The organism is Amycolatopsis sp. NPDC114504 (assembly GCF_055633595.1).
In genome coordinates this window covers 1,364,266-1,388,014 of sequence record NZ_JBVKDU010000001.1, presented here as the reverse complement: position 1 = coordinate 1,388,014, position 23,749 = coordinate 1,364,266, and the positions used below count along the sequence as shown (strand labels likewise).

The window sequence follows — 23,749 nt, the reverse complement described above, 5'->3', positions numbered from 1 at the left end:
CTGCCTGGCGATCGTGATGGAGTGACCGGAACTGCCCATTCACCTGAGGACAGCACTGGTCTACAAAGGACGCGATGCGGTGGAAAGGCCGTGTCCGGGTTCGACGTCATAGGCGGTGTCCAGCCGGGCCGGTCCTGGCCGCCGCACCTCGGCCGCCGCCAGGGCACGAGAAGGGGAGCGTGGCGCATTCACCACGTGATCAGGAGCCGCCGCAGTCCTCGGGTCAGGCTCTCGGGTTGCCACGCCAACTCATCGTCCCGCTCGGCCACCGTCAGGCCGGGCATCCTGGTCACCAGGGCGTGCAACGCGACCTGCAGTTCCATCCTGGCCAGCGGCGCGCCGAGGCAGAAGTGCGCACCCCGGCCGAACGACAGGTGGTGGGATGCCTCGGGGCGGCCCACGTCGAACCGGTCCGGGTCGGGGAAGACGGCGGGGTCCCGGTTGGCCGCGTTCGCGACCGGGAACACCGTGGTGCCGGCTTCGACGGTCCGGCCGGAGAATTCGACGGCCTCACGGGCCATTCTCGGCTGCCCGGCGTGTCCGAGGGCGACGACCCGGAGCAGTTCCTCGACCGCGTTCGGCACCAGGTCGGGCGATGCCACCAGACGCGCCCACTGGTCCGGGTGGCGGGACAGCAGCAGCACGGACTTGGCCAGCTGGGCCATGGTGGTCTCCTGGCCGGCGCCGATCAGCAGCATCACGGTGATCAGCAGTTCGGCTTCGCTGAGCCGGTCGCCGTCCTCGTCGTGCACCTGGGTCAGTCCGGAGAGCAGGTCGTCGCCGGGGTGGTGACGCTTGCGCTCGATCAACCCGAGCAGGTGTGACGCGGCGACGGCGCCGGTCGCCGCGAACGCCTCCTGGTCGAACGTGGTGGTGATGGACATCGCTTCGATGAAGGCGAGCAGGGGTTCGCGCTCGTCGTCGGCGATGCCGAGCAGTTCGCAGATCACGGTGCCGGGCAGTGGTTCGGCCAGCGCGCTGACCAGGTCCGCCGGTGGTCCGGCGGTCAGCATCCGATCCATCAGGCCGGTCGCGACCGCTTCCACTCTCGGCCGCAGGAGTTCGACGTTGCGGGTGGTGAACGCCTTGGCCACCAGGCGACGCAGTCTCGTGTGGTCGGGTGGGTCCATGTTCGGCATCATGTCCGGTGACTGCAGGCCGGGGACGATGGTGGGTGCGTCCGGTGTCGCCAGGGCGGCGCGGCTCATCCTGGGATCGGCCATCGCGCGCTGGACGTCGTCGTAGCGGGTGACCAGCCGGACCTCGTGCCCGCTCGCCAACCGGACCAAGGGCACCGGGTCGGCGTGCAGCATCCGGATCGCCTCGGCGGCCGGGTCGGTCGAGGGTGGTGCCTCGAACGGGAACAGTGGTGGTCGACCGTGCGCTGTCATCGCGCTCTCCTGACCAGCGGTGTTCGTCGTGGGGAGACCTAGTCTGAACGCTTTGGGCGCGCGTTGGCAAAGACGGGGTGTCAGGGCGAAGCGAAACCCGAGGAGCTTCATGTCGTCAGACGCGGAACTGATCGGTAGGTCGCTGCGCGGAGATACCGATGCCTTCGTGGAAGTGATCAGCCGGCACGAGACCGCGCTCGGGAACTATCTGGCGCGCCGGGTGGGGCGGCAGGCCGCCGAGGACGTGCTCGGCGATGTGTGGGTGGCGGCTTACGAGTCCCGTGCGAAATACGACCCTTCGTATCCCGAGGCCAGGCCTTGGTTGTACGGCGTCGCGCTGAACATGCTGCGCCGGCACTGGCGGTCCGAACGGGCCGAGGAGCCGGCGCCGGACCTGGCCGGCGTGGCGAGTGGCTGGAACCCCTGGCCTGCGGTGGATGCCCGCGTGGACACGCAGGCACTGCTGAGCAGGGCACTGGCCCGACTCAAACCGGAAGAGCGGGAAGTGCTGGGCCTGGTCGCCTGGGAGGACCTGACCGTCGCCGAAGCCGGCCGGGTGCTCGACATCCCGGCCGGCACCGCCCGCCGCCTGTTGCACCAGGCGCGCAAGGCATTGCGTGAAGCCCCCGAAGTGGTCGCGCTGCTGCGAGTCCCGACAACGTGAAAGACAGCCTCATGGATGAAATGGATCTCATGAAGAATCTGCGTGACGTGCCGTCCCCCGGTCCCGAGGCCTATGACCGTGCCCGCGCGGCACTGCGGACGGCGATGGCGGAACCCGTGGCCGAGGTCGTGCGACCGAAGCGCTGGTTCTCCTGGCCCAAGGTCGGCGTCGCCGCCGTGGGCGCGGCAGCCGTCGCGGCGGCCGTGGTGCTGGCTACCTCCGGCGGCAGCGTCCCGGCCGGCCCGTCCGACGCGCCCCCGCGGGCGGCCGGGGTACCGCAGGCGGTCGAGACGCCGCTGGTGAAGCTGGCCTCCGCGGTCAAGGCGGCCGGCACGCTGCCGGGAGACGCGTCGCTGATCGTCAACACGAAGTTCGGGCTGGACGGCAAACCGGACCTCAACTACACCGTCTACACCGACAAGGGCGAGCAGTTCACGGGCGACTCGGTGAAGTCGCTGGTGGACGCGGTCGCCAAGGGCCACGGCGAGCCTGCCACGCCGTATGACGGGAAGGTGATGGCGGCGGCCCGTCTCGCCGCGAACGGCGACGTCGACCAGGCCAGGATCGCGATGATCACCGCGGCCGGCAATGCTCTGGGAGTCGGCCTGAGCCCCGCCGAGGCCGACAAGGCCTGGGCGGACGCCCAAGCGGAGACCGCGGAGATGTTCCGCAAGATCGGCAAGCCGGTTCCCGCGCCCCGACCGCGTCCGACGGGCAAGGAGCTGGAAGATCTGATCGACAACCACCTGTGGAGCAACGCCGAACACGCGCTGTTCGCCAACGCCGCCGACGCGGAGGTCCGCGCGGGCGTGCTGAAGCTGTACGCGACCATCCCGGACATGATCGTCGGCAAGACCACCGTCGACGGCCAGGCCGCGCTGACCCTCACCGCGCCCCCCGCCATCCTGGGCGGCAGCACGGACGTCCTCATCATCAACGCCGACAACGGCCTGCCGATCCGTGAGGAGATCACCTCGGCGGAATCGTCCAAGCACTACGTGGTGAACTACAAGTCCGCTCGCGTGACCCTCGCCGACGTGGCCGCGGGCAAGATCTGATCCGTCCTGGGAGGGCCGGGATCATCCCGGCCCTCCTTCAGCGTTTCGATGAATCGGTTCGCCGGCTCGGAACCCCGTAGACGACTGCCCTGATCTCCCGGACCGCGGCGTCCACTTCGGACTCGGCCGGGAGCGCCGGTGGGTAGTGCCGGCCGATCGGCTTGTACATGAGCGTGGCGGGCAGTTCGTCCCCGTCTTGGGACGGGACCGTGTACCGGACCGGAAGCTCGACGAAGCCGACAGCCCGGAACGGGGCTCGGTCGGTCTTCGGTGCCACCTCGATGTACCAGCCCCGGGTGGTGGGCCGGTCGGCGAGCATCCGGAGCTCGACCTGGGCGATCATCGGGCGCAGGGCGCCGACGCCGCGCAGTTCGCCGGTGAACAGCCCGTAGCCGCCGAAGCCGGCTGTGGTCAGGGTGAAGAACGTGACCAGGCCGGCGACCGCGGACGTGGGAGTGCGGCGCAGTGCCCAGAAATGCAGGGGTACCGGGTACTCCCGGGTGAACTCCGACTCGGGGATGCGGTACTCCGTGGTGCCGAAGGCGCTGCGGTAGAGATCGATGGTGGCGGCCCAGTCGGGGTCCGTCGGCGCGGTCAGCGGCCGCGCGTGCGGGATCGGACGTCCTACGTAGCGCGAGAGGGAAAACGTCCCCACGGACGCGAGCGTGTCCAGATGAGCCGCGAGCGCCCGGAACTCGGGGCAGCGCTCCGGGTCCGCCACGCGCATGGCCCAGTGGACGTACTCGGCGACGGCCGAGCGCACCGTCGGCGGCGTGCACGGCTCGCCGAACGTCTTGCAGATGAGCAGCAGGTTGGTGACCGGTGCCTGGGTTTCGGACAAGGCCGGCTGGACGTAGGGCAGGTCCAGGCCGTGGAAGCCCCACCGGTCCCAGATCAGCGCGCGATCGGCCGGGTCGAGGTTGTCCGGCGTCCCCGCCGGGAAGAAGGGGTCGTTGATCTCGGCGAACACGTGGGCGAGCGGTGTACCGGTCTCGGCCATGGCATCCGCGTCGAGGACACGTTCGGTCTCGGCGAGGATGGCGCGTCCCACGCCCGTGCTGCGGACCGCGGGGACGACCATCAGGAACTCGATCATCCCCACATTGGGTCCGGCGAAGTAGTCCATGACCGAGCAGCCCACCGCGACACCGTTCCTCGACGCGAGAACGATGTGGTAGTTGTTGCGCCCGTACCAGCCCCGCTCGCGCAACCGCAGGTACTCGATCATGTTCGCCAGCGACTCCCGCTCGTCGGGGTCGGGGAACTCGGCGGCGTAGTGGTCCTGGTAGAAGGCGGAGAGCGCCGCGATGTCGGCGTCGGTGGCGGTGAGGTCGTGGAAGCGGATCAACCGGGCACCACCTCCGGGTGCCGTCGGTCGACCGGGTCGGGATTCGTCCGGCTCACCTGGTCCTTCTGGTAGCCGGACACGGTGTTCGGGAGCTTGCAGGCCGCGTGCGCGACGCGGGCCTTGCCGGTGAGGGCGGTGCGCATCCGGTCCCGCCGGCCCTCGGCGTCCAGCCGGGAAAGCCAGGACTCGGTGAACAGCAGCTCGCGCATGGACTCGCCCGGCGGGGCCGGGAAGCTGATCGGCTCGCCGCACCCGCATTCGTCGATCGCGCAGGCGAAGCTCAGGATCAGGTCGGGATGCTCGCGCAGGATCGACTCCAGGGAGGTGCGCACTTTGGCGGCCAGCTGCCGTTTGAGCATCAGGTACGTGGCGTCGTCGGCCACGTTGCCGTGCTCGAAGAACGTCAACATGTTCTTCCACGGTTCGCTGTGCTTCGGCCGCCCATCGGGTCCGCAGAGGACGATGATCACCCAGATGTAGGCGGAGTAGTAGATGCTCTCCGCCTCGCTCGGGGTGGTGATCGGTGCGCTCGTCTCCAGCACCAGCTGGTTCTGCCCGGTGCGTAGCACCTCGTTCTGTGCGCTGCACAGCTGCAGATGATCGACCGCGGCCGCCGTCTTGATCACGCCGGTCACCTGCCAGCATTCGGCGAGGACCACGTGTCCGTCACGGGCCGTCCGCGGGGGAGGAGGTTCGTCGGTGCTTCGCACGGCGAGCCCGATCGAGTTGCTCTCGTCCCCGTAACCGAGTTGCATGATCTTGTGCCCGCCCCAGCGCTTGCACGTGCCGAACGGGATGCTCGGCCCCCAGGTCAGCCAGCACGTGAACAAGAACGCCTGGAAGCTGCGGAGGTCTCCGAGACTGTCGTCCAGTTCGTCGACGGTGGCGCGGTGGCCTTCGATGAGCTTGGGCCAGTCTTCGTCGTATTTGCCCAGTAGCCCGGACAGCAACTGCAAGGGTGCCACGAAGGCCTCCTGCACGTGCACCTCGGACATGAAGACTTCCGGGTTCGCGTCGACCTTCGCGTTTTCCGCGAGCCGGACCCGGAAGTAGCTCAGGATTCCCTCTTGGACATCCGAGATCGCGAAGCAGGTATCCACGACTATCTTGTTCTTGTCGGAATTCTTCATCAGGTTGTCGGCCAGCAAACCGATGTCGTCGTGCCACGCCCGTAGCGATTTCCGGTAGTCCTGCAGGTCCGCGCGGAAATCGGAGCGGCGCCGGTACTCCCAGCGGTCGGGTCGTTCCGGGCGGGGGTGCAGCAGCTCGGCCTCGACCCGCATGCAAGCCGCCCGGTAGAGCTCCGTGCGTGATCGGCCGTAGCTGAGGAAGGTCAACACCATCCAGGTCGCCCGAACGATCCGGGTGATCTTGAACTTTCGGTGGATCGTGCGGTTGAGCAGCCGGATCGTCGGTCTGAGGTAGGCGAAGAAGATGAACAGACCTGCGAGCGTGGGTAGACCGACCTGATACAGCGTGCTGACGATCTCCATCATTCTCCACGGCTCAGGAGTCTGCTCACGCGTGCGGCTCGGATGAACCTGGTGGTGGTACTGACCATGCGTCGTGATGACCATGCCCGCCGTTACACCGCCGCGCGCGGTTCGACAAGCTCAGCTACCGACCCGGTGACGCCGCCGGCTTCTCCTGGCTGGCCGCCCACGACGCCAACAGGGCCAGACCGTCCGCGGTCGCCGTGCCGGCCGGCGCGGTGTAGACGGTCAGGAGCAGGCCGGGATCGGCGGGCAGCTCCATCGACTCGACGTCCAGCTCGAGCCGGCCCACTACCGGGTGGTGCATCCGCTTGCGTCCGGACCGGTGGAGCCGCACGTCCTGAGATGCCCACCGCTTCCGAAACAGTTCACTGCAGGTCGACAACTCGCCGACCAGGGCGATCAGTTCCTCGTCGTGCGGATTGCGGCCGGCTTCCATGCGGAGCTTCGCTGCTACATCGGCGACGATTCGGTCGTAGTCGACGAAGAATTCCTTTGCCGCTTCGGGATCCAGATACACGAACCGCGCTGTGTTCGCCGGCCGTCGCGTGTCGGCCAGTACCGGTGAATACAGCGCTCGGGCAAGATGATTCATCGCCAGGACGTCGTAACGGCCGTTGCAAATCCACGCCGGCGCGTCGGTGATGGCGTCGAGGACCTGCTGAAGCGCCGGACGCACCGTCGCGGCGGGGCGCCGGCGGCGTGGACCGCCGGGCGCCTTGGACTGCCGCGCGAGGTGGAACAGGTGATCGCGCTCGGCCTCGTCGAGGTGCAACGCGACGACCAGCGCGTCGAGCACCCCGTCGGAGGCGCCGGCGAGGCTGCCGCGCTCCATGCGCACGTAGTAGTCGACCGATACCCCCGCCAGGAGCGCCACCTCTTCGCGACGCAGACCTTTGACCCGGCGGTTGCCGCCGTACGCGGGCAGTCCGGCCCGCTCGGGCGTGATCCGGGCGCGGCGCGAGCTCAGGAACTCCTTGATCTCGGTGCGCAGGTCGATCTTGGCCACCTCCTCACCCTAGGCGCTGTCCGCGGGCCAAGGGAGGTACTGCGGGTACCCCCTCCTGACGCCTAGGTACCTGTCGCGGTCGTGGCGATGCCGCCGTCGACCGGGATGATGCTGCCCGTCAGGTAAGAGCTGGCCCGGCTGGCGAGGAACACGGCGATGCCTGCCATGTCGTCGTCGCGGCCGAGGCGGCGCAGCGGGGCCTTCGCCGCGATCGTGTCGCCGACGGCGTCGAGCGTGGACGCCATCATCTGCGACGGGAACGGTCCCGGCGCCACCGCGTTCACCGTGACGTGCTGGGGGCCCAGTTCCCGGGCCAGCACCCTGGTGAGCTGGTGGAGGGCCGCTTTGCTGCCGGCGTACGAGTAGTTGGGCGACTCGGCGACGTGGATGGCGGCGATACTGCCGATGTTGATGATCCGCGCGGGATCATCGGCGGTGCCCGCCCGGCGCAGCGCGGGAAGCAGCGCCTGCACCAGCCAGAACGGCGACTTGAGGTTGAGATCGAGCACGGTGTCCCATGCTTCGTCCGGGAACGTCTCCAGCGGCTCGCGCCACATCGCTCCCGCGTTGTTGACGAGGATGTCCAGGCGTTCCGAGCCGTCCTTGACGAGATCGGCGAGGCGCTGACACTCGTCGTGCCGGGACAGGTCGGCGGGAATCGCTCGGACGTCGCCGAATTCGGACAGTATCTTCTGTGCCTCCGTGCAGTTGTCCGCCTTGCGTGAGCTGATGACGACGCGAGCGCCCGCCTGCAGAAGGCCGCGCGCAATCATCATTCCGATGCCCTTGGTTCCGCCGGTGACCAGTGCGTACTTCCCACTCAGGTCGAAAAGGTCTGCGTGAGTGGTGAAGTGGGTGTCCGCCATTGATTTTCGTTCCTTTTTCCGTAGAAGCTTGTGCCGACCACGTTGGCAGACGTCCTGGGCGTCCGGGAGACCCTGGTGATACAGGTACTGGGAGAGCCACCCCGTCGGCTGCGACTGTTAGCGTTAACAGTTTGCGTGACAAGTCTGCCGAAGTCAGTCGGGCTCGATCTCGAATTTTCCCAGCTCAACACGATGTTGGACGGCGAGCACGGAAATCATCGCCTGAACATGGGCTGTTAGCGATAACAGAAACGCCTTGTCGTCGCTGCTGGTGACCGTTATCGTGCTGGGTGTGCTCGCGGCGGCGCCGGCCCCACTCGTACTGAACGGTTTCGCAGGCACACGAAAGGAGACAGCCATGGGTTTCCGGGTTCTCCGCAGCCGCTGGCGGAAGGTGCTCGCGGTCGGAGCCACCGTCCTGCTGGCAGGCGCGGCGCTGACCGTCACGACGGGTACCGCCACCGCCGCCGGCACCGGGCCGTGTGACATCTACGCCTCCGGTGGCACCCCCTGCGTCGCCGCGCACAGCACCACTCGCGCGCTGTTCGGCTCCTATGGCGGGTCGCTCTACCAAGTGCGCCGCTGGTCCGACGGGGCCACCGCCAACATCGGCGTGCTCAGCGCCGGCGGCTACGCGAACGCCGCGACGCAGGACTCGTTCTGCTCGGGCACGTACTGCACGATCGTGCGGATCTACGACCAGACGTCGCGCCACAACGACCTGACCATCGCTCCCGGCGGTGGCGCCAACCCCACCGCCGACCAGGGTGCGAACGCCGCGGCCCTGCCGGTCACCGCGGGCGGCCACAAGGTGTACGGGGTCTACATCTCGGCCGGCAACGGCTACCGCAACAACAACACCAACGGCATCGCCACCGGCAGCGCGCCCGAGGGCATGTACATGGTGACCGAAGGGACGCACTTCAACGACCGCTGCTGCTTCGACTACGGCAACGCCGAAACCAACAACAACGACACCGGCAACGGCGACATGGACGCCATCTACTTCGGCACCCTGTGCTGGTTCTCGCCGTGCAGCGGTTCCGCCCCGAAGGTCATGGCCGACCTGGAAAACGGCCTGTTCGCCGGCGGAAACGGCTCGAACACCGCCAACACCGGCCGCAGCAGCGCGTTCGTCACCGCGGTGACCAAGAACAACGGCACCTCGACGTACGCGATCAAGGACGGCAACGCCCAGTCCGGCGGCCTCGCGACCCGCTGGAACGGATCCCTGCCGACGCAGGGCGGCTACCAGCCGATGACCAAGCAGGGCGCCATCATCCTCGGCATCGGCGGCGACAACAGCAACGGTTCGGTCGGCTCGTTCTTCGAGGGCGTGATGACCTCGGGCTACCCGTCCGACGCCACGGAGAACGCGGTCCAGGCGAACATCGTCTCGGTGGGTTACGCCAAGAGCGTCACGTTCCCGGTCGACGGCGCGAGCTACCGCCTGACGAACCTGGCGGCCGGCAAGGTCCTCGACGCGGTCAACTGCGGCACCGCCAACGGCACCGCGGTCCAGCTGTGGCAGAACCTGAACAACTCCTGCCAGCAGTGGCGCTTCACCAGCGTCGGCGCCAACAAGTGGACGATCACCAACGTCAACTCGGGCCGGGTGCTCGACGCGGTCAACTGCGGCCTGGCCCTCGGCACCGCCACGGACCTGTGGCAGTCACTCGGCAACAAGTGCCAGCAGTGGGCGGTGATCCCGGCCGGCAGCGGGCGTTACGAGCTGGTGGTCGAGAACAGCGGCATGGTCCTCGACGACCAGAACTGCGGCACCGCCAACGGCACGAAGACGCAGATGTGGATGTGGCTCAACAACACCTGCCAGCTCTGGTCGTTCTCGTCGTAGGCCCCGCTGCCGCGGCCAGGTTCGCTGAGCGGTTTCGTCGGGTCAGCCGGCCGCCTGCGGGGCGATCATCGCCGCCGCGTCGACCTTGGTCGTGATCGCGCCCATCTGGAGCATCAGGTCGGGCACGCGCTGGAGGCGACGGGCATCCAGCCTCGCGACGAAGCTGGGCAAGCTGAGCAGCTTGGCGGAATTTTCGTCGATCTTCGCGTACTTCACCAGCAGTGGCTCGATTTTGGACCGGTCCCGGTTCGTTTCGCTGGTCGCCCTCTGCAGGGCGCGCTGGAAGGCCGCGAGGGTCTTCGGGTTCGCCTTCACCCACTTCGACGTCGCGCCGAAGCCCGACAGCGGGAAGTCCTGGGTGGCGCCGGTGTTGACGTCCATCACCGGGATCGCGCCCGCGGTCATGGCGGCCTGGGTGAGGAACGGCTCGGGCAGCAGGGCCGCGTCGACCTGACCGCGCGCCAGCGCCGCTCCGACGTTCGGGAACGGCATCTGGACCCAGTTCACCTTGTCGATGTCGACACCGTGGTCCTTCATCAGCGACTTGGCCAGCAGATCGCTCGCCGTGTTGCGGGCGGTCATCGAGATCCGCCTGCCGGCGAGGTCGTTGATCGTCTTGACCGGGGAGTTCGGCGTGGTCACGATGGCGACGGACTTCGGGCTGACCGACGTCGCGTCGGCGACGAGCTGGATGTCGGCCGCGCCGGTGCTTTTCGCGACGAAGAACGGCATGTAGCTCGAGATCGCGATGTCGTTTTCGCCGGAGATGGCCTTGGCGAGTGCGGCTTGGCCGCTCGCGGCCATGACGGCTTCGACTTCGAGGCCCTCGGCCTTGAAGTAACCGGCGTCCTGGGCGAGCCACAGTGGAGCGGTGTCGACGGTGGGCAGGATCGCGACCTTGATCTTGGTCTTCTCCAGGCTGCCCCCGGTCGCGGCGCTCGACTCGAGCGCACTGCAGCCGGTGAGCGCGGTGATGGCGACGACGGTGAGCCCGAGCGCGACGCGGCGAGTGCGAACCCGGCCACCGCTCACGGCGTTTCCAAGCAAGGCCTGCTCCTTGAAAGAAGTGATGGTCCGGGACCGAATCCTGGGGAGTGAGTGACTCGTTCCCGGGAGTCACGGCGGCCACTGTAGAGGCGGTGGCAGCTCGCTCACAACGGGCGGGATCAACATTTGTCAGTGTGGTCGCGTCACTCTTAGGGCTTGGCCTAGACCAACTGCTCCACTCGCCGTATCGGCTGTACGGGGCTGACAAAGCGTGAACCGCTCGGCCGCCGGATGCGTGTGCGTGGTGGACGCGTTGCCCGCGGGACCGAGCACGGGGAGCGATGCATGACTGACGACGAAGACCTGATCGGCGGGCGCTACCGGTTGCTGTCGCGGATCGGGCCCTCGCAGTTCGGCGCCGTCTGGCGAGCGCAGGACGAGTTGCTCGGCCGCGCTGTCGCGGTCAAACAGCTCGTCCCGCACCGCGCCACCGGCAAGGCGGCGCTGCGGGCGATGCGCGAGGCCCGGATCGCGGCACGGGTGTCGCACCCTCACGCGGTCACCGTCTACGACGTGCTCGAGCACGACGGCGGGCTGTGCCTCGTGATGGAGCTGCTGCCGGCCAGCTTGGCCGGCCTCCTGCTCGAACGTCACGCCCTTCCGCAGGGCCAGATCGCCACGATCGGAAGTCAGATTGCCGCCGCGCTGACGGCCGCCCACGCCGCCGGGGTGCTGCACCGCGACGTGAGTCCCGGCAACGTTCTGCTCGCCGCCGACGGCGCCGCCAAGATCGCCGACTTCGGGATCGCCGAGGCGGTCGGGGAACCCCTCGTCACCGGTCGGCCGTTCGTCCCCGGTACGCCCGCGTTCCTCGCACCGGAGGTCGCCGACGGCGGCGAGGTCACCGAGCTTTCCGACGTCTATTCCCTGGGAGCGACGCTGTACGCGGCTCTCGAAGGGCGGCCGCCCATCGAAATCGGGGCCGGGAACCCGATCGTCATGCTCGCCCGGATCGCCCGGGAGGAGGTCACCCCGCCGGTTCGCCGTGGGCCGCTCGCGGAAGCCCTGCTGCGCATGCTCGCCCGAAAGCCCGGCGATCGGCCTTCGATGGTCGAAGCGCAGGAAATGTTCGCCAAGGCGGCGGTGCGGCCGGCGTCGCCGCCGAACAAACGCCGGTCGCGGCCGGTCCCGGAACGGCGCCGGGGAAACAAGTCCCTGAGACGACGGGTGGTCGTCGCCGGCGTCGTTGTCGGACTGTCGGCGGTCATCGCCGCCGTGGGCCTTTCCGGCGGCGCGACACGCTCGGCCGGCTCGTTGCCGGTCGAGCAACCGACGGTGCGGACCGGAGAAGGTCGTCCTCCCACGTGCGCGGCGGCCACGCAGGTCGTCGAATCGTGGCAGGGCGGCTTCAAGGCGCTGGTCACCGTCAGCAACACCGGCGCCGTCGACACCCACGGGTGGGCGGTGAGCTGGCAACCCGCCGGCGGCCGCCGCGTCGTCGACCTCTGGGACGGCACGATCACGCAGGCCAGCACCTCGGTCACGGTCGTCAACGCCGCGTGGAACGCCGGCGTGAAGGCCGAGGGGGCGACCACTTTCGGCTTGATCGCGGTCGACCGCGGCCAGAGCCGGGTCCCGGAGGTACTCAGCTGTACCGCCCATTGACCCGCGCCTGGCGGGTGCGGTGGTGCCATACTTCGGGCTATGCGTCGTGTGCTGGCGGTGTCGGCCGTAGCGGTGGCCTGTTGTGCGGTCCTCGCCGCGTGCGGAAGGGACCCGCAGCAGCAGAGTGGCGCCGTCACCACTCTGTCGCCGTATTTGTGCCTGAACCGGCAAGCTGACACCGGCGCCCATTGCTTCAGCTTGGAAACCCCGGACCAGCTCGCGGGGCTGCGCGTCGGCGAATGTGTCAGCGTCACGTACTGGCCGGTGGACGGCTCGACGCTGCCGCGCCTGGCCGGCGTCACTCCGGCCCGGCCGCAGCACCCTGATGACTGCCAGGTCGCACCTTCGACGCCGACGACACCGCCGCCCACCGCCTGACTGCCGTCCGGATCAGGTGGTCAAAGTGATGGCGGCGTCGGGTTCGACGACCCGGAAGCTGAAGCTTTCCTCCAGGTAGAGCGTCACCGTCTCGGCGTCGTGGTGGCTGTAGCCGATGGCCAGGTCCTGGCCCAGCTCGAGGGAGAAGTCGCCGCCGTCGAGGCTGGCGATCAGGGCGCCGTCCAGGCCGGGGGCGCGGACCACCTTGCCGCCGCCCAGGACTCGGCGGAGGTGGTCGAACAGCAGGTGCCCGCCGTGCTCGGTGCTCTCCACGATGCGCGTGTAGCCGGCCGGGGCGATCGCGAGCCCGTACGGGCCCTTGATGCCCGCTTGGCGCAGTGTGTCCACCGCGCGGGCGACGACGCCGGGGTAGGCGTCGGGATCGTCGCCGAGTGACGGCGTGTCGTACGGGCAGGTCTCGGTGATGCCGGTGATGCCGGCCGCGGACCAGCCGTGGAAGACGGCGCGGTTCTCGATCATCGCGATCTGCTTCGCCGCTCGGTCGAGGTCGTCGAACTCGAGGTCGTCGGCGCCGCGCTCGGCGTCGTCCAGCTCGGCGCGCGAGACCGTGAACGGCACGCGCACCTCAGTGAGCGGCAGCACCTTTCGTTGCCGGACCACCGCGCCTTCGCCCGCTTCGGCCAGTGACGCGGCGGCGAGCGTCGAAGTCCGTCCCAGGTCGGTCGCGGAGTGGCCCCAGCCGTGCGGGCCGGAGACGTCGACCAGGCGGCGGGCCGCGAGGTGGGTCTGCAGGCGCTCCTTGGCCTCGGCGTCGACCTCCTTCCAGCCCGCGTCGGTGATCGGGGCCAGGTCGCGCATCAGGTGGTTCATGTCAGTCCTGTTCTTTGAGGCTGCCGATGCCGAGCGAAGCGTCGGCTGGACGGTCGCCGAGCTTCGCCTCGACGTACTCCTGCGGGTCGAGGTCGCTGACGTCCAGGTCGCGGGCGCCCTCGTGCTGCCGCTTGAACTCCGCGAACCGCCGGCCGAGCTCCTCGCGCAGGCCGGGGTCGGCGTGCCGCCGGAAGTCCGACAGGCCTTCGTCCTCCTCCTCGGCCATGTGCTCGCTGTTGGCCATGCGTGCCTGGTGCACGGCCGCGTGCCAGGCGGTGCTGCCGACGGGGTGCAGGGCGGCCTCGTGGACGCCGTCGCGGATGTCGTTGTGGTCGCCGATCGCGTCGAGCGTCTCCTCCTCGGCGTCTTCGCCGCGGCGGAGCAGGTGGGGGTAGAAGATCTCCTCCTCGGCGCGGGCGTGGACGTCGAGCAGGTCGGCCAGCGGCTGCCAGACCTCGCCCAGGTCGGCGGGGTCGGTGAGGTCGTCGAGCCGGGCGAACTGGCGCCGGAACCAGTCGTGGTCGTCGAGGATGAGGCTGGTGATGTCGGCCATCTCGCATTCCTACCCCGGATGGCGCGTCGCGCAAACCCGGCTCGGCCGCCGGAGTCCCACTGACGGGTGAAAGCACTGCCGGACCGGTGCCAACCGGACACCCGGCGCCAGGTTCCGACGAGCTGTTCCTGCGCCGCTACCGCCACGACGCGCCGGTCGGAGCGGCGCCATCGGTACCTCGGTGTTCGGCGCCTTGCCGCTCGGCGGTCGTCCCGTTCGGACTCGCGGTCACCGCTGTCATGCTCGGGTCGTGAGCCTGGCTCACCGCACGGCGGTCCAGAACTTCAAGGACCGCCCGGGCTCCGCGCGGAAGGTCGCGCCGCCGTCGTTGCTGTAGGCCTCGCCGCCTGCCGGGTACGGCGTGGAATCGTTGTATGCCAAGCCGTAGCAGCCGGTCGTGGTGGCCGAGCGCACCATCAACCCGTACCGCTGCCCGGCCGTGACGCCGACGTTCGGCCGCACAGTGACGTCGCGGGGTGACCAGCCGATGCTCGGGGCGGGCACGACGGTCGTACTGAGCGCGGTGCCGGTCGGCCGGGACGCGTCGTCCGCGCGGTAGACGCTGATCTCCAGCCCGGCATTCGGGTTTCCGGCCTGGAAACTGGTGTAGGAGACCCCGGACAGCGTGCCGGTCCGGCCGGCGACGAACGTCTGGAACCGGGCGACGCCGGAGCCGACGTCGCAGTACGAACGGAACCCGTCGACGCCGTCGGACTGGTCGGCTCGCGGGAGCGGGAGCTGGTTGCCCGGCGCGCCTGGGGCGAGGGTGAGGGTGAAGTCGTTCCGGCAGGTGATCGGCGCGATCGCTCCGGCCGCGGTGAACTCCAGCGGTGTCCAGAAGAAGTTCGCGAGTGCCTCGTTGCGCTGGCCGTTGTTCCAGAGGTCGCTGGCGTAGAGGTAGGCGGTGCCGGATGCCGTCGGGATCGTCGAGACGAACGAAGGCTGCCCGCCGCACGAGTTGTCGCTGATCTTCGCCGGTGCCGACCACGGCCCCAGCGGGCTCGGCGCGGTGCGGTAGGACGTCCCGGTGCCCGAGCAGTAGCCGCAGTTGGGGTCGGAGTACGTCAGGTAGTAGGTGCTGCCGCGCTTGAACAGCGCCGGCGCCTCCGTGCGGGTCTGGCCGACCCGGGTGTACTGCCCGGTCCCGGTGAGGTAGTTCCGCGACAGGCGTTCCACGACGATGTCGCCACCGGTGCGCCAGTCGGTGTAGGCGAGGTAGCCGGTGCCGTCGGTGTCGACGAACACGTCGTGGTCGCCGTTGTTGGTTTCCCGCGCGGGTGCGTCGTTGTTGACCGCCAGCGTCGGTACCGGCGCCTCGGTGAACGGGCCGGTCGGGGCCGCGCTGGTGAGCACGCGGAAGCCGACCTGGTTGTCGTAGACGTTCACCCACAGCACGTACCGGCGAGTGCTCGCGTCGTACCCGACGTGGGGACGGAAACAGCCGTAGGTGGCACCGTCGCACCGGCTCTGCCAGACGCCGCTGGCGTCGAAGAGCCGGCCGCGGTCGGTCCAGTGCCGCAGGTCGGGGGAGCTGTAGACCTTGAAGCCGCAGAAGGGCGAACTCGTGGCCTGCCAGGCGAACCCGCAGTCGTAGCTGGTGCCGTAGAGGTAGTAGGTGCCGCCGAAGAAAGCGATCTCTCCGTCGTGGGCGTCCACGGAGTTGCCCTGGGTGTCGAACCGGACGACCTGGTCGCCTCGGGCGTCGAAGTTGGTGACGGTCGTCGTGAAGGCGCATCCGGTCGCGGCGGTCGCCGGAGAAGCCAGCGCCAGGGCGGTCGCCAGCGCGAGCACAAGAGTGCGGATCGATCTCATGGTTCCTCCCGGGCCGGCGATATGAAACGATTCAAGTGTCGGCAAGCTACGTGATCCAGGTCACGGCCGTCAAGGAATGGCCGATTTCTTGTCCGGTGCAGGCCTGGCGTGGACGTGATCTCACCTCATTGGCGGTTGTTGACGTCGCGGACGCGGTGCCATGGTGCGTAAAACGTTTCAGACTGCGCTGCCTCGCGGAGGACCTCGTGAAACGGATCTTGCCGGCCGCCCTGCTGGTCGCCGGGCTGCTCGTCCCGGCCGCGCCGGCGGACGCGGCGGTCACCTACCCGGACCTCGCGGCCGCGTTCGACAACACCGGCACCAGCCCGGCCGGCGCCCCGGCGACGGCGGACCTGGACGGCAGCGGGCACAGCCTCGTCGCCGAAGACTTCACCGCCGCCGGCTGGGACCGCGGCCGGGTCGTCACGGTCGACGGCGCGCCGCTGCGGCTGCCCGCCGCCGCGCCGGGGACGCCCGACAACGTTGTCGCCGACGGCCAGCGCATCCGAGGCCGCTTCACCGGTGCCGCCTTGTCGTTCCTCGTGACCAGTACCGGGACGGCCACCGACGGCACCGGGCAGCTCGAGTACGCCGACGGGCACGTCCGGGACTTCCGGCTGAGCGCGCCGGACTGGATCGTCGGGCCGAGCGGCCGGCTGACGGTGGCGTTCCCGCGGTGGAACACCCCGGCCGGTCCCAGCGCCGTTCCCGCGAAGCTCTACACCGTCTCGGTCCCGCTCGACCCCGGCGCCCCGGTCACCGCCGTCACCCTGCCGAAGACGGCTTCGGGCGGCGCTCTGCACGTCTTCTCGATCGGCACCCGGCCCGCGTCCGGGACCTGGACGCCGACGTGGGCCACGGCCACGGACGACGGCCTCGCCGCCGGCCCGTGGACCGATCGCACGCTGCGGATGGTGGAGCACACCAGCCGCGGGGGCTCCCAGGTGCGGATCCGGCTGGACAACGCCTACGACCCCGGGCCGCTGGTCGTCGGCCACGCGACCGTCGCCGTCCGGGGCGCGGGCGCGGTCCCGACGCGCACACCGGTGACGCTGACCTTCGGCGGACAGCGCGAAGCGGCGCTCCCGGCGGGCGGGCAGGCCGTCAGCGACCCCGTGCCGTTCGCCGTGCCCGCCGGCGCGGACCTGCTGGTGAGCCTGTACCTCAAGGGCACGGTCACCAACGCGCCCAGGCACAGCGTCGCCGTGCAGGACATGTACACCACGGCGGACGGCACCGGGGACCACACGGCGGACGTCGCCGAGTTCCCGTCCTCGGGCACCTTCGGCTTCTGGACGATCCTGTCCGGCATCGACGTGACCGGCCCGGGCGGCACCGTGGTCGCGTTCGGCGACTCCATCACCGACGGCTACCTGTCGACCCCGAACACGAACAGCCGCTGGCCGGACTTCCTGGCCCGGCGCCTGCCGGGCCGCGCCGTCGTGAACGAAGGCATCTCCGGCAACCGGATCCTGCAGGACGCCTTCAGCGGCCTCCCCGACGGCCGCACGGCCGGCGTCAGCGCACTGGCCCGGCTGAACCACGACCTGATCAGCCTGCCGGGGGTGCGGACCGCGATCGTCCTCGAAGGCATCAACGACATCAACAGCGGTGCGAGCGCCGCCGACGTCATCGCCGGGCTGAAGGAGATCGCTGCCGGGCTGCACGCGGCCCGCATCCGGGTGCTGGCCGGCACGCTCACCCCGATCAAGGGGTGCACCTGCAGCAGCGACGCCCACCTGGCGGCGCGCGCCGAGGTCAACGCCTTCATCCGCGACAACGGTGGGGTGTTCGACGGCTGGGTCGACTTCGACGCGGCCGTCCGCAACCCGGCCGACCCGGAGACGATGCTCGCCGGCTACGACTCCGGCGACCACCTCCACCCCGGCGACGCGGGCTACCGCGCCATGGCCGCGGCCGTCCCGCTCGACCGGCTGTGAACGTCCACTTCGGAGTGTCGTGAAAGGAGAGTCCCATGGTCCGCCGGATGCTCGCGGTCGTGCTCCTGGCCGCGTCGGCCGTCCTGGTGCCCGGGCCGCCGGCGAGCGCCGGAACCGCCTGGGACTACCCGGAGTTCCCCTACCCGGCCACCACCTACTCGGAGCCGTTCCGGGGCCAGTTCCACTTCAGCTCGCAGTCGGGGTGGATGAACGACCCCACCGGGCTGGTCTACGCGAACGGGCACTACCACTTCTTCTACCAGCACAACCCGCACGGCCTGGACTGGGCCACGATGCACTGGGGCCACGCGACGAGCCCGGACCTCGTGCGCTGGACGCAGAAACCGGTCGCGCTGGAGCCCGGGGTGCACCCGGGAACGCTGTTCTCCGGCGGGGGAGTGGTCGACAAGGCGAACACGTCGGGACTCAAGACCGGCCCGCTCGACCCGATCGTCGTGTTCTCCAACACCGACGGCGTCAGCGTGTTCTACAGCAACGACGACGGCCGCAGCTTCCAGTCCTACGACCAGGGCCGCAAGCAGATCGACATCCCGGCGGACAGCCGCGACCCGAAGGTGGTGTGGGACGCCGCCCGCAACCAGTGGGTGATGGTCGTCTGGTCGAACCGGGGCGGCAACGGCGTCGACCTCTACACGTCGCCGAACCTGCTGAAGTGGACCTTCGCCGGCCGGTACGCGGGTGACTGGCTCTTCGAGTGCCCGGACCTGTTCCCGCTCGGCGGGCAGTGGGTGCTGACGTCGGCGTCGAGCGACTACGCCGTCGGCACGTTCGACGGCCGCACGTTCCGCACCGACCGGCCGCAGCCGAAGAAGATGAACCTCGGGACCACGTACGCGGGCGGCACGTTCTACGCCGCGGAGACGTTCACCGGCACGCCGGACGGCCGCGTCGTGCAGATGGCGTGGCAGGGCGGAAACCGCGGGAGTACCTGGACCGGCAACGCGACCTTCCCGGTCACGCTCGGCCTGGCCGACTCGCCGGACGGTCCCGTGGTGACGCGCACGCCCGTCACCGAGCTGAACGCGCTGCGCGCCGACACCCGGACGTGGCGCAACGAGACCGTCCGGGACGGGCGCAACCTCTTCGACGGGATCCGCGCCGACACCTACGAGATCACCGCCACGTTCGACCTGGCCGGGGCGACCGCGAGCCAGTTCGGGTTCGCGCTGCACAGCCGTTCCGACGGCACGGCCGACCGCGTCGTCGCCTACGACCGCGCCGCCGGCACGCTCTACGGCAAACCGCTGGCGCCCAGTGGGAACAAGGTGAGCGTGCGGCTGCTGGTCGACCGCGGGCAGCTCGAGCTGTTCGCCGACGGCGGGAAGTTCTCCTTGGCCGACAACGTCGACTTCGACTCGGCCGCAGTGAGCCAGGGAATCCGGCTGTTCGCCACCGGGGGCCAGGTACGCCTCGAGAACGCGACGTTCACGCGCCTGGGCACCAGCTGGGGCACCGACCAGTCCACTTTGGAGAGCACACTGGCCGGTCCGTGGCACGCGGCCGGCGGCGCGTGGACCGACACGAGCGGCGGCAAGCGGGCGCAGACCACCGGAGACGCGTTCTACCTGAGCGCGAGCAGCGCGTCCGACGGCGTGTACCAGGGTGACGTCCGGCTCGACACCGCCCAGGCGGCGGGCCTGACGTTCCGCGCCACCCCCGAAGGAGCCGGCTACACGGCGAACATCGACCGCAGCGGCGTGGTCAAGCTCTGGCGACCGGGGCGTGACATCGCGACGTACGCGACACCGATCGCGCAGGGCCAGACCCACCACCTGCGCGTGGAGACCGCCGGCTCGCGCATCCGCGTCTGGCTCGACCACGGCGGCGACCCGGTCATCGACGCCACGGACACCGCGTACGCGTCCGGGCTGTCCGGCGCGAACGCGTACGGGGGAGCGGCGACCGTCCAGAACCTGAACACCGGCCCGGGCGGTTTCACCGCCTTCCCGTCGGGGCCGTGGACCGCGCCGAGCGGCACGTGGACCACGACCCCGGCCGGCCTGCGCGGAAGTGCGGCCGGTGACGGCTTCTTCCTCAGCGACCGCACCGGAACGGACTTCACCTACCAGGGCGACCTGTCGGTCACCAACGGGACCGCGGCGGGCCTGACGTTCCGGGCGGCGGCCGACGGAACCGGCTACACGGCGACCATCGACACCAGCGGCCTGCTCAAGCTGTGGCGGCCGGGCAAGGACATCGCGATCCAGACGACGCCGATCGTCGAGGGGCGGACCTACCACGTGACGGTCCGGACCGAGGGATCGCGGATCCGGGTCTGGCTGGGCGACGCCGCCGACCCGCTCATCGACGCGACCGACAGCACCTACGCGTCCGGGCGGTTCGGTGTGAACGCCTACGCGGGCAACGTGATCGCGCAGAATCTCAAGCTGGGTTGAGACCGGTGGGTGTCACCAGGCCGGATTCGTAGGCGAAGACCACGAGCTGGGCGCGGTCGCGGGCGCGCAGCTTGGTCATGGCCCGGTTGACGTGCGTCTTCGCGGTCAGCGGGGTGATCACCATGTGGCAGGCGATCTCGTCGTTGGACAGGCCCCGCGCGACCAGGGTGACGGCTTCGCGTTCGCGGTTCGTCAGTTCTTTCAGCACTTTCAGCCGGGTGCCGGGCGGACGGGTGACGTAACGGTTGATCAGCTTGCGGGTGATCGTCGGCGCGAGCAGGGCGTCGCCGCGCGCCGCGACGCGGACGGCGTGCAGGAAGTCTTCCGGCAGGATGTCCTTGACGAGGAATCCCGCCGCGCCGGCGCGCAGCCCCTCGAAGACGTGGTCGTCCAAGCCGTAGTTGGTCAGGATGACGACGTGCACCGCGGCCAGGGCCGGGTCGGCGGCGATGCGCCGGGTCGTCTCGATGCCGTCGAGGACCGGCATCTGGATGTCGACGAGCGCGACGTCGGGCAGGTGCCGCTCGGCCAGCGCCAGGCCTTCGAGGCCGTCGCCGGCCTCGGCCACCACTTCGATGTCGTCCTCGATGTCGAGGAGCGCGCGGAATCCGCGGCGGATGAGCGGCTGGTCGTCGACCAGCAGGACCCGGATCATGACGGGTGATCCACGGGAAGCTCGGCGTGGACGGTGAAGCCGCCCTCGCTGCGCGGTCCGGCCCGCAGGTGACCGCCGAGGGCGGCGACCCGTTCGCGCATCCCGACCAGCCCGACGCCGGGCACCGACGCGGTGTCCGGCACGGCCTCGCCGTCGTCGTCGACCCGGATGACCAAAGTGCCGGGCCGGTAGTCGATCCGGACCGACGCGGTCGCGGCGGCGGCGTGCCGGGCGACGTTGGTCAGCGACTCCTGGACGATCCGGTAGGCGGTCCGGTCCACCGCGGCCGGCACGTCGTCGTGGTGTCCCTCGATCGTCAGCGTCGCGTCCAGGCCGTTCGTCCGGGCCCGGTGCACCAGGTCCGGGACGTGGTCGAGCCCGTGCGACACGTTCTTGTCGTCGTCACGCAGTGCCCCCAGGGTCGCGCGCAGCTCCCGGGCCGCCTCACGGCCGGCCTCGCGGATCGCCAGCAGCGCGTCCGGTACTTCCTCACCCCGTTTCCTGGCCACGTGCACGGCGGCTTCGGCCTGCACCTTGATGACCGAGATCTGGTGGGTGAGCGAATCGTGCAGCTCCCGCGCGATGTGCAGCCGCTCCTCGTCGGCGCGGCGGCGCGCGGTCTCCTCGCGGGTGCGCTCGGCCTGATCCGCCCGGCGCTCGGCCTGGCGCAGCGCTTCACCCGCCGCGCCGGCGGCGATCAACCAGGCCAGCTGCAGGACGTCCCGCGCCTGCGTGAACGCGTCGCCCACCGCGAAGCCGCGGGGAGAGGCGAGGAGCGCCAGCGGGACGGCAACCAGCATGAGCACCGAAGCGGCCACCGTGACGACGCGGTGTCCCGCCCGCACCGAGCCGTAGACCGCGAACAGGTAGGCCACGACCGGCACGTCGAAACCGACGGCCTGGTAACCCAGCGCGCACACCGCGGTCACGGCCAGCACGACGACCGGAGCCCGGCGGCGCGCGGCCAGCGCCAGCCCGCCGATGACCAGCAACGCGTAGCCCACCGGGTCGAGGCTCGTCGCGGGGTGCTGCTCGGCCAGCCCGGCGACCAGCAGGCTCGCCGCCACTCCGGCGGCGATCACCCAGTCCCGGATCCATGCCCTGCCCATGCGCGCACCCTAGCCGGATGTTCGCCCGCGCGAGTCCTGCGTGCGGAGGATGAACCGCCTACCGCGTTCGCGGTACTTCCGACATTCCTGCTGCGCTCGCGGCAGCGTGAAGTGCCCGCGTCCGCACGACGACTGATGGGGGTTCGGCGGACATGATCAGGCCAAAGTCCAGTCGTAGGAAGGGAAAGCCTCATGTCCGTCCATCACCTGCTCGCTGCCGCGGCAGCCAACGTAGCCCCCTACACCCTGACCGCGGCGCGGCTCTGGGCCACCGCGGCCGCGCTGCTGGGGCTCGCCGCCGCGGTCATCGGTGCGCTGGCGCTGGCCCGCTCCGCCCGTCGTACCGGCAATGGCGGGCGCAGGGGAGCCATCGTGGCCCTGGTCGCGGGGCTGACCGCCGCGGCGGGCGGCGTGCTGAACCTGGCCGTCGCCGACGGTGGTCCCGGCACCGGCAACGGAGTGGTCGGGGGCGCCGCGGCCGTCGTGCTGGGGCTGGTCGCCGCGGTCCTCGGCGGGCTGGGGGTGGCCCGCTCGCGGCTTTCGGCCCGAGTCTAGATACATCAATCCAGTTTGATGTACATTCGGCCGGTGACGTCCGAGGAGCCGCCGGTGTTCGTCCGGTTGATGGCCGATCCGCTGCGGTGGCGGCTGGCGCGTGAGCTGGCCGCCGGCGACCGGCGGGTCCGTGAGCTGGTGGCGGCGGTCGGGCAGCCGCAGAACCTGGTGTCGTACCACCTGCGGCAGCTGCGGTCGGCCGGGTTGGTGACGGCGCGGCGCAGCAGCTTTGACGGCCGCGACAGCTACTACCACCTCGACCTCACGCGGTGCGCGGACGCGTGGGCCGAAGCCGGAGCGGCGCTGCACCCCGGGTTCGGGGTCACGGCGTCGCGCCCGGGTCGCGCGCGGGTGTTGTTCCTGTGCACGGGAAACAGCGGCCGTTCCCCGCTGGCGGAGGCGTTGCTGCGGCAGCGCACGCGGGGTGCGGTCGAGGTGGCCAGCGCCGGGAGTCACCCGAAACCCCTGCACCCCAACGCGGTGCGCGTGGCCGCCGAGCGCGGGATCACCCTCGAGCACGAGCCGACCCACCTGGACTCGCTGCGGCGACGGCGGTTCGACTGGGTGATCAGCCTGTGCGACAAGGTGCGGGAGGTCGCCCCGGCCTTCCCGGGACGGCCGGTGACGATCCACTGGAGCCTGCCCGACCCGGCCCGCGAGCCCGATCCGGGCGGCGACACCCTCCCCGCGTTCGAGCGCACCGCCGCCGAACTGGACACCCGGATCCGGTTCCTGCCCTTCACCCTGACGACCGATGCGGAGGAAACCGATCATGACCGCTGACCTGGACGGCCTCGTGAGCGTGCGGTACCTGGTCGACGACGTCGACGCCGCGATCGCCTTCTACACCGGGCACTTCGGGTTCGCGGTGCGGACCCACTTCCCCCCGGCGTTCGCCGACGTAACCCGCGGCAACCTGCGGCTGCTGCTGAGCGGGCCCACCAGCTCGGCCGGCCGCACCCTGCCGGGCGGCGCCCAGCCCGTCCCGGGCGGCTGGAACCGCATCCACCTGATCGTCGAGGACATCGACGCGGAGGTGGCCCGCCTGCGCGCGGCGGGGGTCGCGTTCCGCAGCGAGGTCGTCGGCGGGCCGGGCGGCCGCCAGATCGTGCTCGACGACCCGGCGGGCAACCCGGTCGAGCTGTTCCAGCCCCGCACCTGAC

Annotated in this window: 21 protein-coding genes; 10 read left to right on the top strand and 11 right to left on the bottom strand. The window is 70.1% G+C overall.

Annotated elements, in window-relative coordinates:
• Positions 1–188: 188 nt before the first annotated feature.
• Positions 189–1,391, bottom strand: coding sequence for a cytochrome P450 (locus ACZ7PG_RS06430; protein ID WP_470238065.1), 1,203 nt, complete (start codon positions 1,389–1,391; stop codon positions 189–191).
• Between the two features lie 109 nt (positions 1,392–1,500).
• On the opposite strand from ACZ7PG_RS06430, the gene ACZ7PG_RS06425 reads away from it, so the two are divergent.
• Together ACZ7PG_RS06425 and ACZ7PG_RS06420 are read left to right on the top strand one after the other, a co-directional pair.
• Entirely contained in the window at positions 1,501–2,055 is a 555-nt protein-coding gene (locus ACZ7PG_RS06425; protein ID WP_470238064.1) for an RNA polymerase sigma factor, read from the top strand.
• 29 nt (positions 2,056–2,084) lie between these two features.
• Positions 2,085–3,113, top strand: coding sequence for a hypothetical protein (locus tag ACZ7PG_RS06420; RefSeq protein WP_470238063.1), 1,029 nt, complete (start codon positions 2,085–2,087; stop codon positions 3,111–3,113).
• A 37-nt stretch (positions 3,114–3,150) separates the two neighbouring features.
• Here ACZ7PG_RS06420 and ACZ7PG_RS06415 read toward each other — a convergent pair whose 3' ends face one another.
• The 4 genes from ACZ7PG_RS06415 to ACZ7PG_RS06400 form a co-directional block, all read right to left on the bottom strand.
• Complete coding sequence (locus ACZ7PG_RS06415) at positions 3,151–4,461, bottom strand: GNAT family N-acetyltransferase (protein ID WP_470238062.1); 1,311 nt, start codon at positions 4,459–4,461, stop codon at positions 3,151–3,153.
• Positions 4,458–6,038, bottom strand: coding sequence for a hypothetical protein (locus tag ACZ7PG_RS06410; RefSeq protein ID WP_470238061.1), 1,581 nt, complete (start codon positions 6,036–6,038; stop codon positions 4,458–4,460). The genes ACZ7PG_RS06415 and ACZ7PG_RS06410 overlap by 4 nt, the downstream gene beginning before the upstream one ends.
• A 40-nt stretch (positions 6,039–6,078) precedes the next feature.
• Complete coding sequence (locus ACZ7PG_RS06405; RefSeq protein WP_470238060.1) at positions 6,079–6,963, bottom strand: helix-turn-helix transcriptional regulator; 885 nt, start codon at positions 6,961–6,963, stop codon at positions 6,079–6,081.
• A 62-nt stretch (positions 6,964–7,025) separates the two neighbouring features.
• Positions 7,026–7,829 carry an SDR family oxidoreductase gene (locus tag ACZ7PG_RS06400; protein ID WP_470238059.1) on the bottom strand — a complete coding sequence of 268 codons (804 nt, stop codon included), beginning with the start codon at positions 7,827–7,829 and terminating at the stop codon, positions 7,026–7,028.
• Between the two features lie 358 nt (positions 7,830–8,187).
• Here ACZ7PG_RS06400 and ACZ7PG_RS06395 point away from each other — a divergent pair, with 358 nt between their 5' ends.
• On the top strand, positions 8,188–9,684 hold the full coding sequence (locus ACZ7PG_RS06395) for an arabinofuranosidase catalytic domain-containing protein (RefSeq protein WP_470238058.1): 1,497 nt from the start codon (positions 8,188–8,190) through the stop codon (positions 9,682–9,684).
• Positions 9,685–9,726: 42 nt separating this feature from the next.
• On the opposite strand, the gene ACZ7PG_RS06390 is transcribed toward ACZ7PG_RS06395, so the two are convergent.
• Entirely contained in the window at positions 9,727–10,716 is a 990-nt protein-coding gene (locus tag ACZ7PG_RS06390; protein ID WP_470238999.1) for an ABC transporter substrate-binding protein, read from the bottom strand.
• A 300-nt stretch (positions 10,717–11,016) separates the two neighbouring features.
• On the opposite strand from ACZ7PG_RS06390, the gene ACZ7PG_RS06385 reads away from it, so the two are divergent.
• Together ACZ7PG_RS06385 and ACZ7PG_RS06380 are read left to right on the top strand one after the other, a co-directional pair.
• The gene (locus ACZ7PG_RS06385) at positions 11,017–12,336 is read left to right on the top strand and encodes a serine/threonine-protein kinase (RefSeq protein ID WP_470238057.1); all 1,320 of its coding nucleotides are present in this window, start codon (positions 11,017–11,019) and stop codon (positions 12,334–12,336) included.
• A gap of 39 nt (positions 12,337–12,375) precedes the next feature.
• Positions 12,376–12,714: a hypothetical protein gene (locus tag ACZ7PG_RS06380; RefSeq protein WP_470238056.1), complete on the top strand. Its 339-nt coding sequence runs from the start codon at positions 12,376–12,378 to the stop codon at positions 12,712–12,714.
• A gap of 12 nt (positions 12,715–12,726) precedes the next feature.
• Here the strand turns inward: ACZ7PG_RS06380 and ACZ7PG_RS06375 are convergent, their stop codons facing one another.
• From ACZ7PG_RS06375 to ACZ7PG_RS06365, 3 genes are all read right to left on the bottom strand, one after another.
• Positions 12,727–13,545, bottom strand: coding sequence for a family 1 encapsulin nanocompartment shell protein (locus ACZ7PG_RS06375; RefSeq protein ID WP_470238055.1), 819 nt, complete (start codon positions 13,543–13,545; stop codon positions 12,727–12,729).
• Between the two features lies 1 nt (position 13,546).
• Positions 13,547–14,098, bottom strand: a complete 552-nt coding sequence (locus ACZ7PG_RS06370; protein WP_470238054.1) for a hemerythrin domain-containing protein — start codon at positions 14,096–14,098, stop codon at positions 13,547–13,549.
• 261 nt (positions 14,099–14,359) lie between these two features.
• Complete coding sequence (locus tag ACZ7PG_RS06365) at positions 14,360–15,910, bottom strand: family 43 glycosylhydrolase (protein ID WP_470238053.1); 1,551 nt, start codon at positions 15,908–15,910, stop codon at positions 14,360–14,362.
• Positions 15,911–16,116: 206 nt separating this feature from the next.
• Here ACZ7PG_RS06365 and ACZ7PG_RS06360 point away from each other — a divergent pair, with 206 nt between their 5' ends.
• Together ACZ7PG_RS06360 and ACZ7PG_RS06355 are read left to right on the top strand one after the other, a co-directional pair.
• Entirely contained in the window at positions 16,117–17,850 is a 1,734-nt protein-coding gene (locus ACZ7PG_RS06360) for an SGNH/GDSL hydrolase family protein (RefSeq protein WP_470238052.1), read from the top strand.
• Positions 17,851–17,885: 35 nt separating this feature from the next.
• A complete protein-coding gene (locus tag ACZ7PG_RS06355) occupies positions 17,886–20,267 on the top strand; it encodes a glycoside hydrolase family 32 protein (protein WP_470238051.1) in 2,382 nt (793 codons plus the stop codon).
• On the opposite strand, the gene ACZ7PG_RS06350 is transcribed toward ACZ7PG_RS06355, so the two are convergent.
• Together ACZ7PG_RS06350 and ACZ7PG_RS06345 are read right to left on the bottom strand one after the other, a co-directional pair.
• Positions 20,254–20,922, bottom strand: coding sequence for a response regulator (locus ACZ7PG_RS06350; protein WP_470238050.1), 669 nt, complete (start codon positions 20,920–20,922; stop codon positions 20,254–20,256). The two genes, ACZ7PG_RS06355 and ACZ7PG_RS06350, sit on opposite strands and share 14 nt — an antisense overlap.
• Positions 20,919–22,031, bottom strand: a complete 1,113-nt coding sequence (locus ACZ7PG_RS06345) for a sensor histidine kinase (protein WP_470238049.1) — start codon at positions 22,029–22,031, stop codon at positions 20,919–20,921. Before ACZ7PG_RS06345 ends, ACZ7PG_RS06350 begins: the two co-directional genes overlap by 4 nt.
• A 192-nt stretch (positions 22,032–22,223) precedes the next feature.
• Between ACZ7PG_RS06345 and ACZ7PG_RS06340 the strand changes: the two genes are divergently transcribed.
• Genes ACZ7PG_RS06340 through ACZ7PG_RS06330 form a run of 3 tightly spaced genes read left to right on the top strand, consistent with a single transcriptional unit; the run spans position 22,224 to position 23,748 of the window.
• Positions 22,224–22,586: a DUF6223 family protein gene (locus ACZ7PG_RS06340; protein WP_470238048.1), complete on the top strand. Its 363-nt coding sequence runs from the start codon at positions 22,224–22,226 to the stop codon at positions 22,584–22,586.
• An 18-nt stretch (positions 22,587–22,604) separates the two neighbouring features.
• Positions 22,605–23,369 carry a metalloregulator ArsR/SmtB family transcription factor gene (locus ACZ7PG_RS06335; RefSeq protein ID WP_470238047.1) on the top strand — a complete coding sequence of 255 codons (765 nt, stop codon included), beginning with the start codon at positions 22,605–22,607 and terminating at the stop codon, positions 23,367–23,369.
• A complete protein-coding gene (locus ACZ7PG_RS06330; RefSeq protein ID WP_470238046.1) occupies positions 23,359–23,748 on the top strand; it encodes a VOC family protein in 390 nt (129 codons plus the stop codon). The genes ACZ7PG_RS06335 and ACZ7PG_RS06330 overlap by 11 nt, the downstream gene beginning before the upstream one ends.
• The last annotated feature ends 1 nt before the right edge of the window (position 23,749 follow it).

Excerpts from the sequence above, each read along its gene's own strand:
- ACZ7PG_RS06430 (WP_470238065.1), bottom strand. The coding sequence starts at position 1,391 with ATGACAGCGCACGGTCGACCACCACTGTTCCCGTTCGAGGCACCACCC.
- ACZ7PG_RS06425 (WP_470238064.1), top strand. The coding sequence starts at position 1,501 with ATGTCGTCAGACGCGGAACTGATCGGTAGGTCGCTGCGCGGAGATACC.
- ACZ7PG_RS06420 (WP_470238063.1), top strand. The coding sequence starts at position 2,085 with ATGAAGAATCTGCGTGACGTGCCGTCCCCCGGTCCCGAGGCCTATGAC.
- ACZ7PG_RS06410 (WP_470238061.1), bottom strand. The coding sequence starts at position 6,038 with ATGGTCATCACGACGCATGGTCAGTACCACCACCAGGTTCATCCGAGC.
- ACZ7PG_RS06400 (WP_470238059.1), bottom strand. The coding sequence starts at position 7,829 with ATGGCGGACACCCACTTCACCACTCACGCAGACCTTTTCGACCTGAGT.
- ACZ7PG_RS06395 (WP_470238058.1), top strand. The coding sequence starts at position 8,188 with ATGGGTTTCCGGGTTCTCCGCAGCCGCTGGCGGAAGGTGCTCGCGGTC.
- ACZ7PG_RS06385 (WP_470238057.1), top strand. The coding sequence starts at position 11,017 with ATGACTGACGACGAAGACCTGATCGGCGGGCGCTACCGGTTGCTGTCG.
- ACZ7PG_RS06380 (WP_470238056.1), top strand. The coding sequence starts at position 12,376 with ATGCGTCGTGTGCTGGCGGTGTCGGCCGTAGCGGTGGCCTGTTGTGCG.
- ACZ7PG_RS06375 (WP_470238055.1), bottom strand. The coding sequence starts at position 13,545 with ATGAACCACCTGATGCGCGACCTGGCCCCGATCACCGACGCGGGCTGG.
- ACZ7PG_RS06370 (WP_470238054.1), bottom strand. The coding sequence starts at position 14,098 with ATGGCCGACATCACCAGCCTCATCCTCGACGACCACGACTGGTTCCGG.
- ACZ7PG_RS06365 (WP_470238053.1), bottom strand. The coding sequence starts at position 15,910 with ATGAGATCGATCCGCACTCTTGTGCTCGCGCTGGCGACCGCCCTGGCG.
- ACZ7PG_RS06355 (WP_470238051.1), top strand. The coding sequence starts at position 17,886 with ATGGTCCGCCGGATGCTCGCGGTCGTGCTCCTGGCCGCGTCGGCCGTC.
- ACZ7PG_RS06350 (WP_470238050.1), bottom strand. The coding sequence starts at position 20,922 with ATGATCCGGGTCCTGCTGGTCGACGACCAGCCGCTCATCCGCCGCGGA.
- ACZ7PG_RS06345 (WP_470238049.1), bottom strand. The coding sequence starts at position 22,031 with ATGGGCAGGGCATGGATCCGGGACTGGGTGATCGCCGCCGGAGTGGCG.
- ACZ7PG_RS06340 (WP_470238048.1), top strand. The coding sequence starts at position 22,224 with ATGTCCGTCCATCACCTGCTCGCTGCCGCGGCAGCCAACGTAGCCCCC.
- ACZ7PG_RS06335 (WP_470238047.1), top strand. The coding sequence starts at position 22,605 with ATGTACATTCGGCCGGTGACGTCCGAGGAGCCGCCGGTGTTCGTCCGG.
- ACZ7PG_RS06330 (WP_470238046.1), top strand. The coding sequence starts at position 23,359 with ATGACCGCTGACCTGGACGGCCTCGTGAGCGTGCGGTACCTGGTCGAC.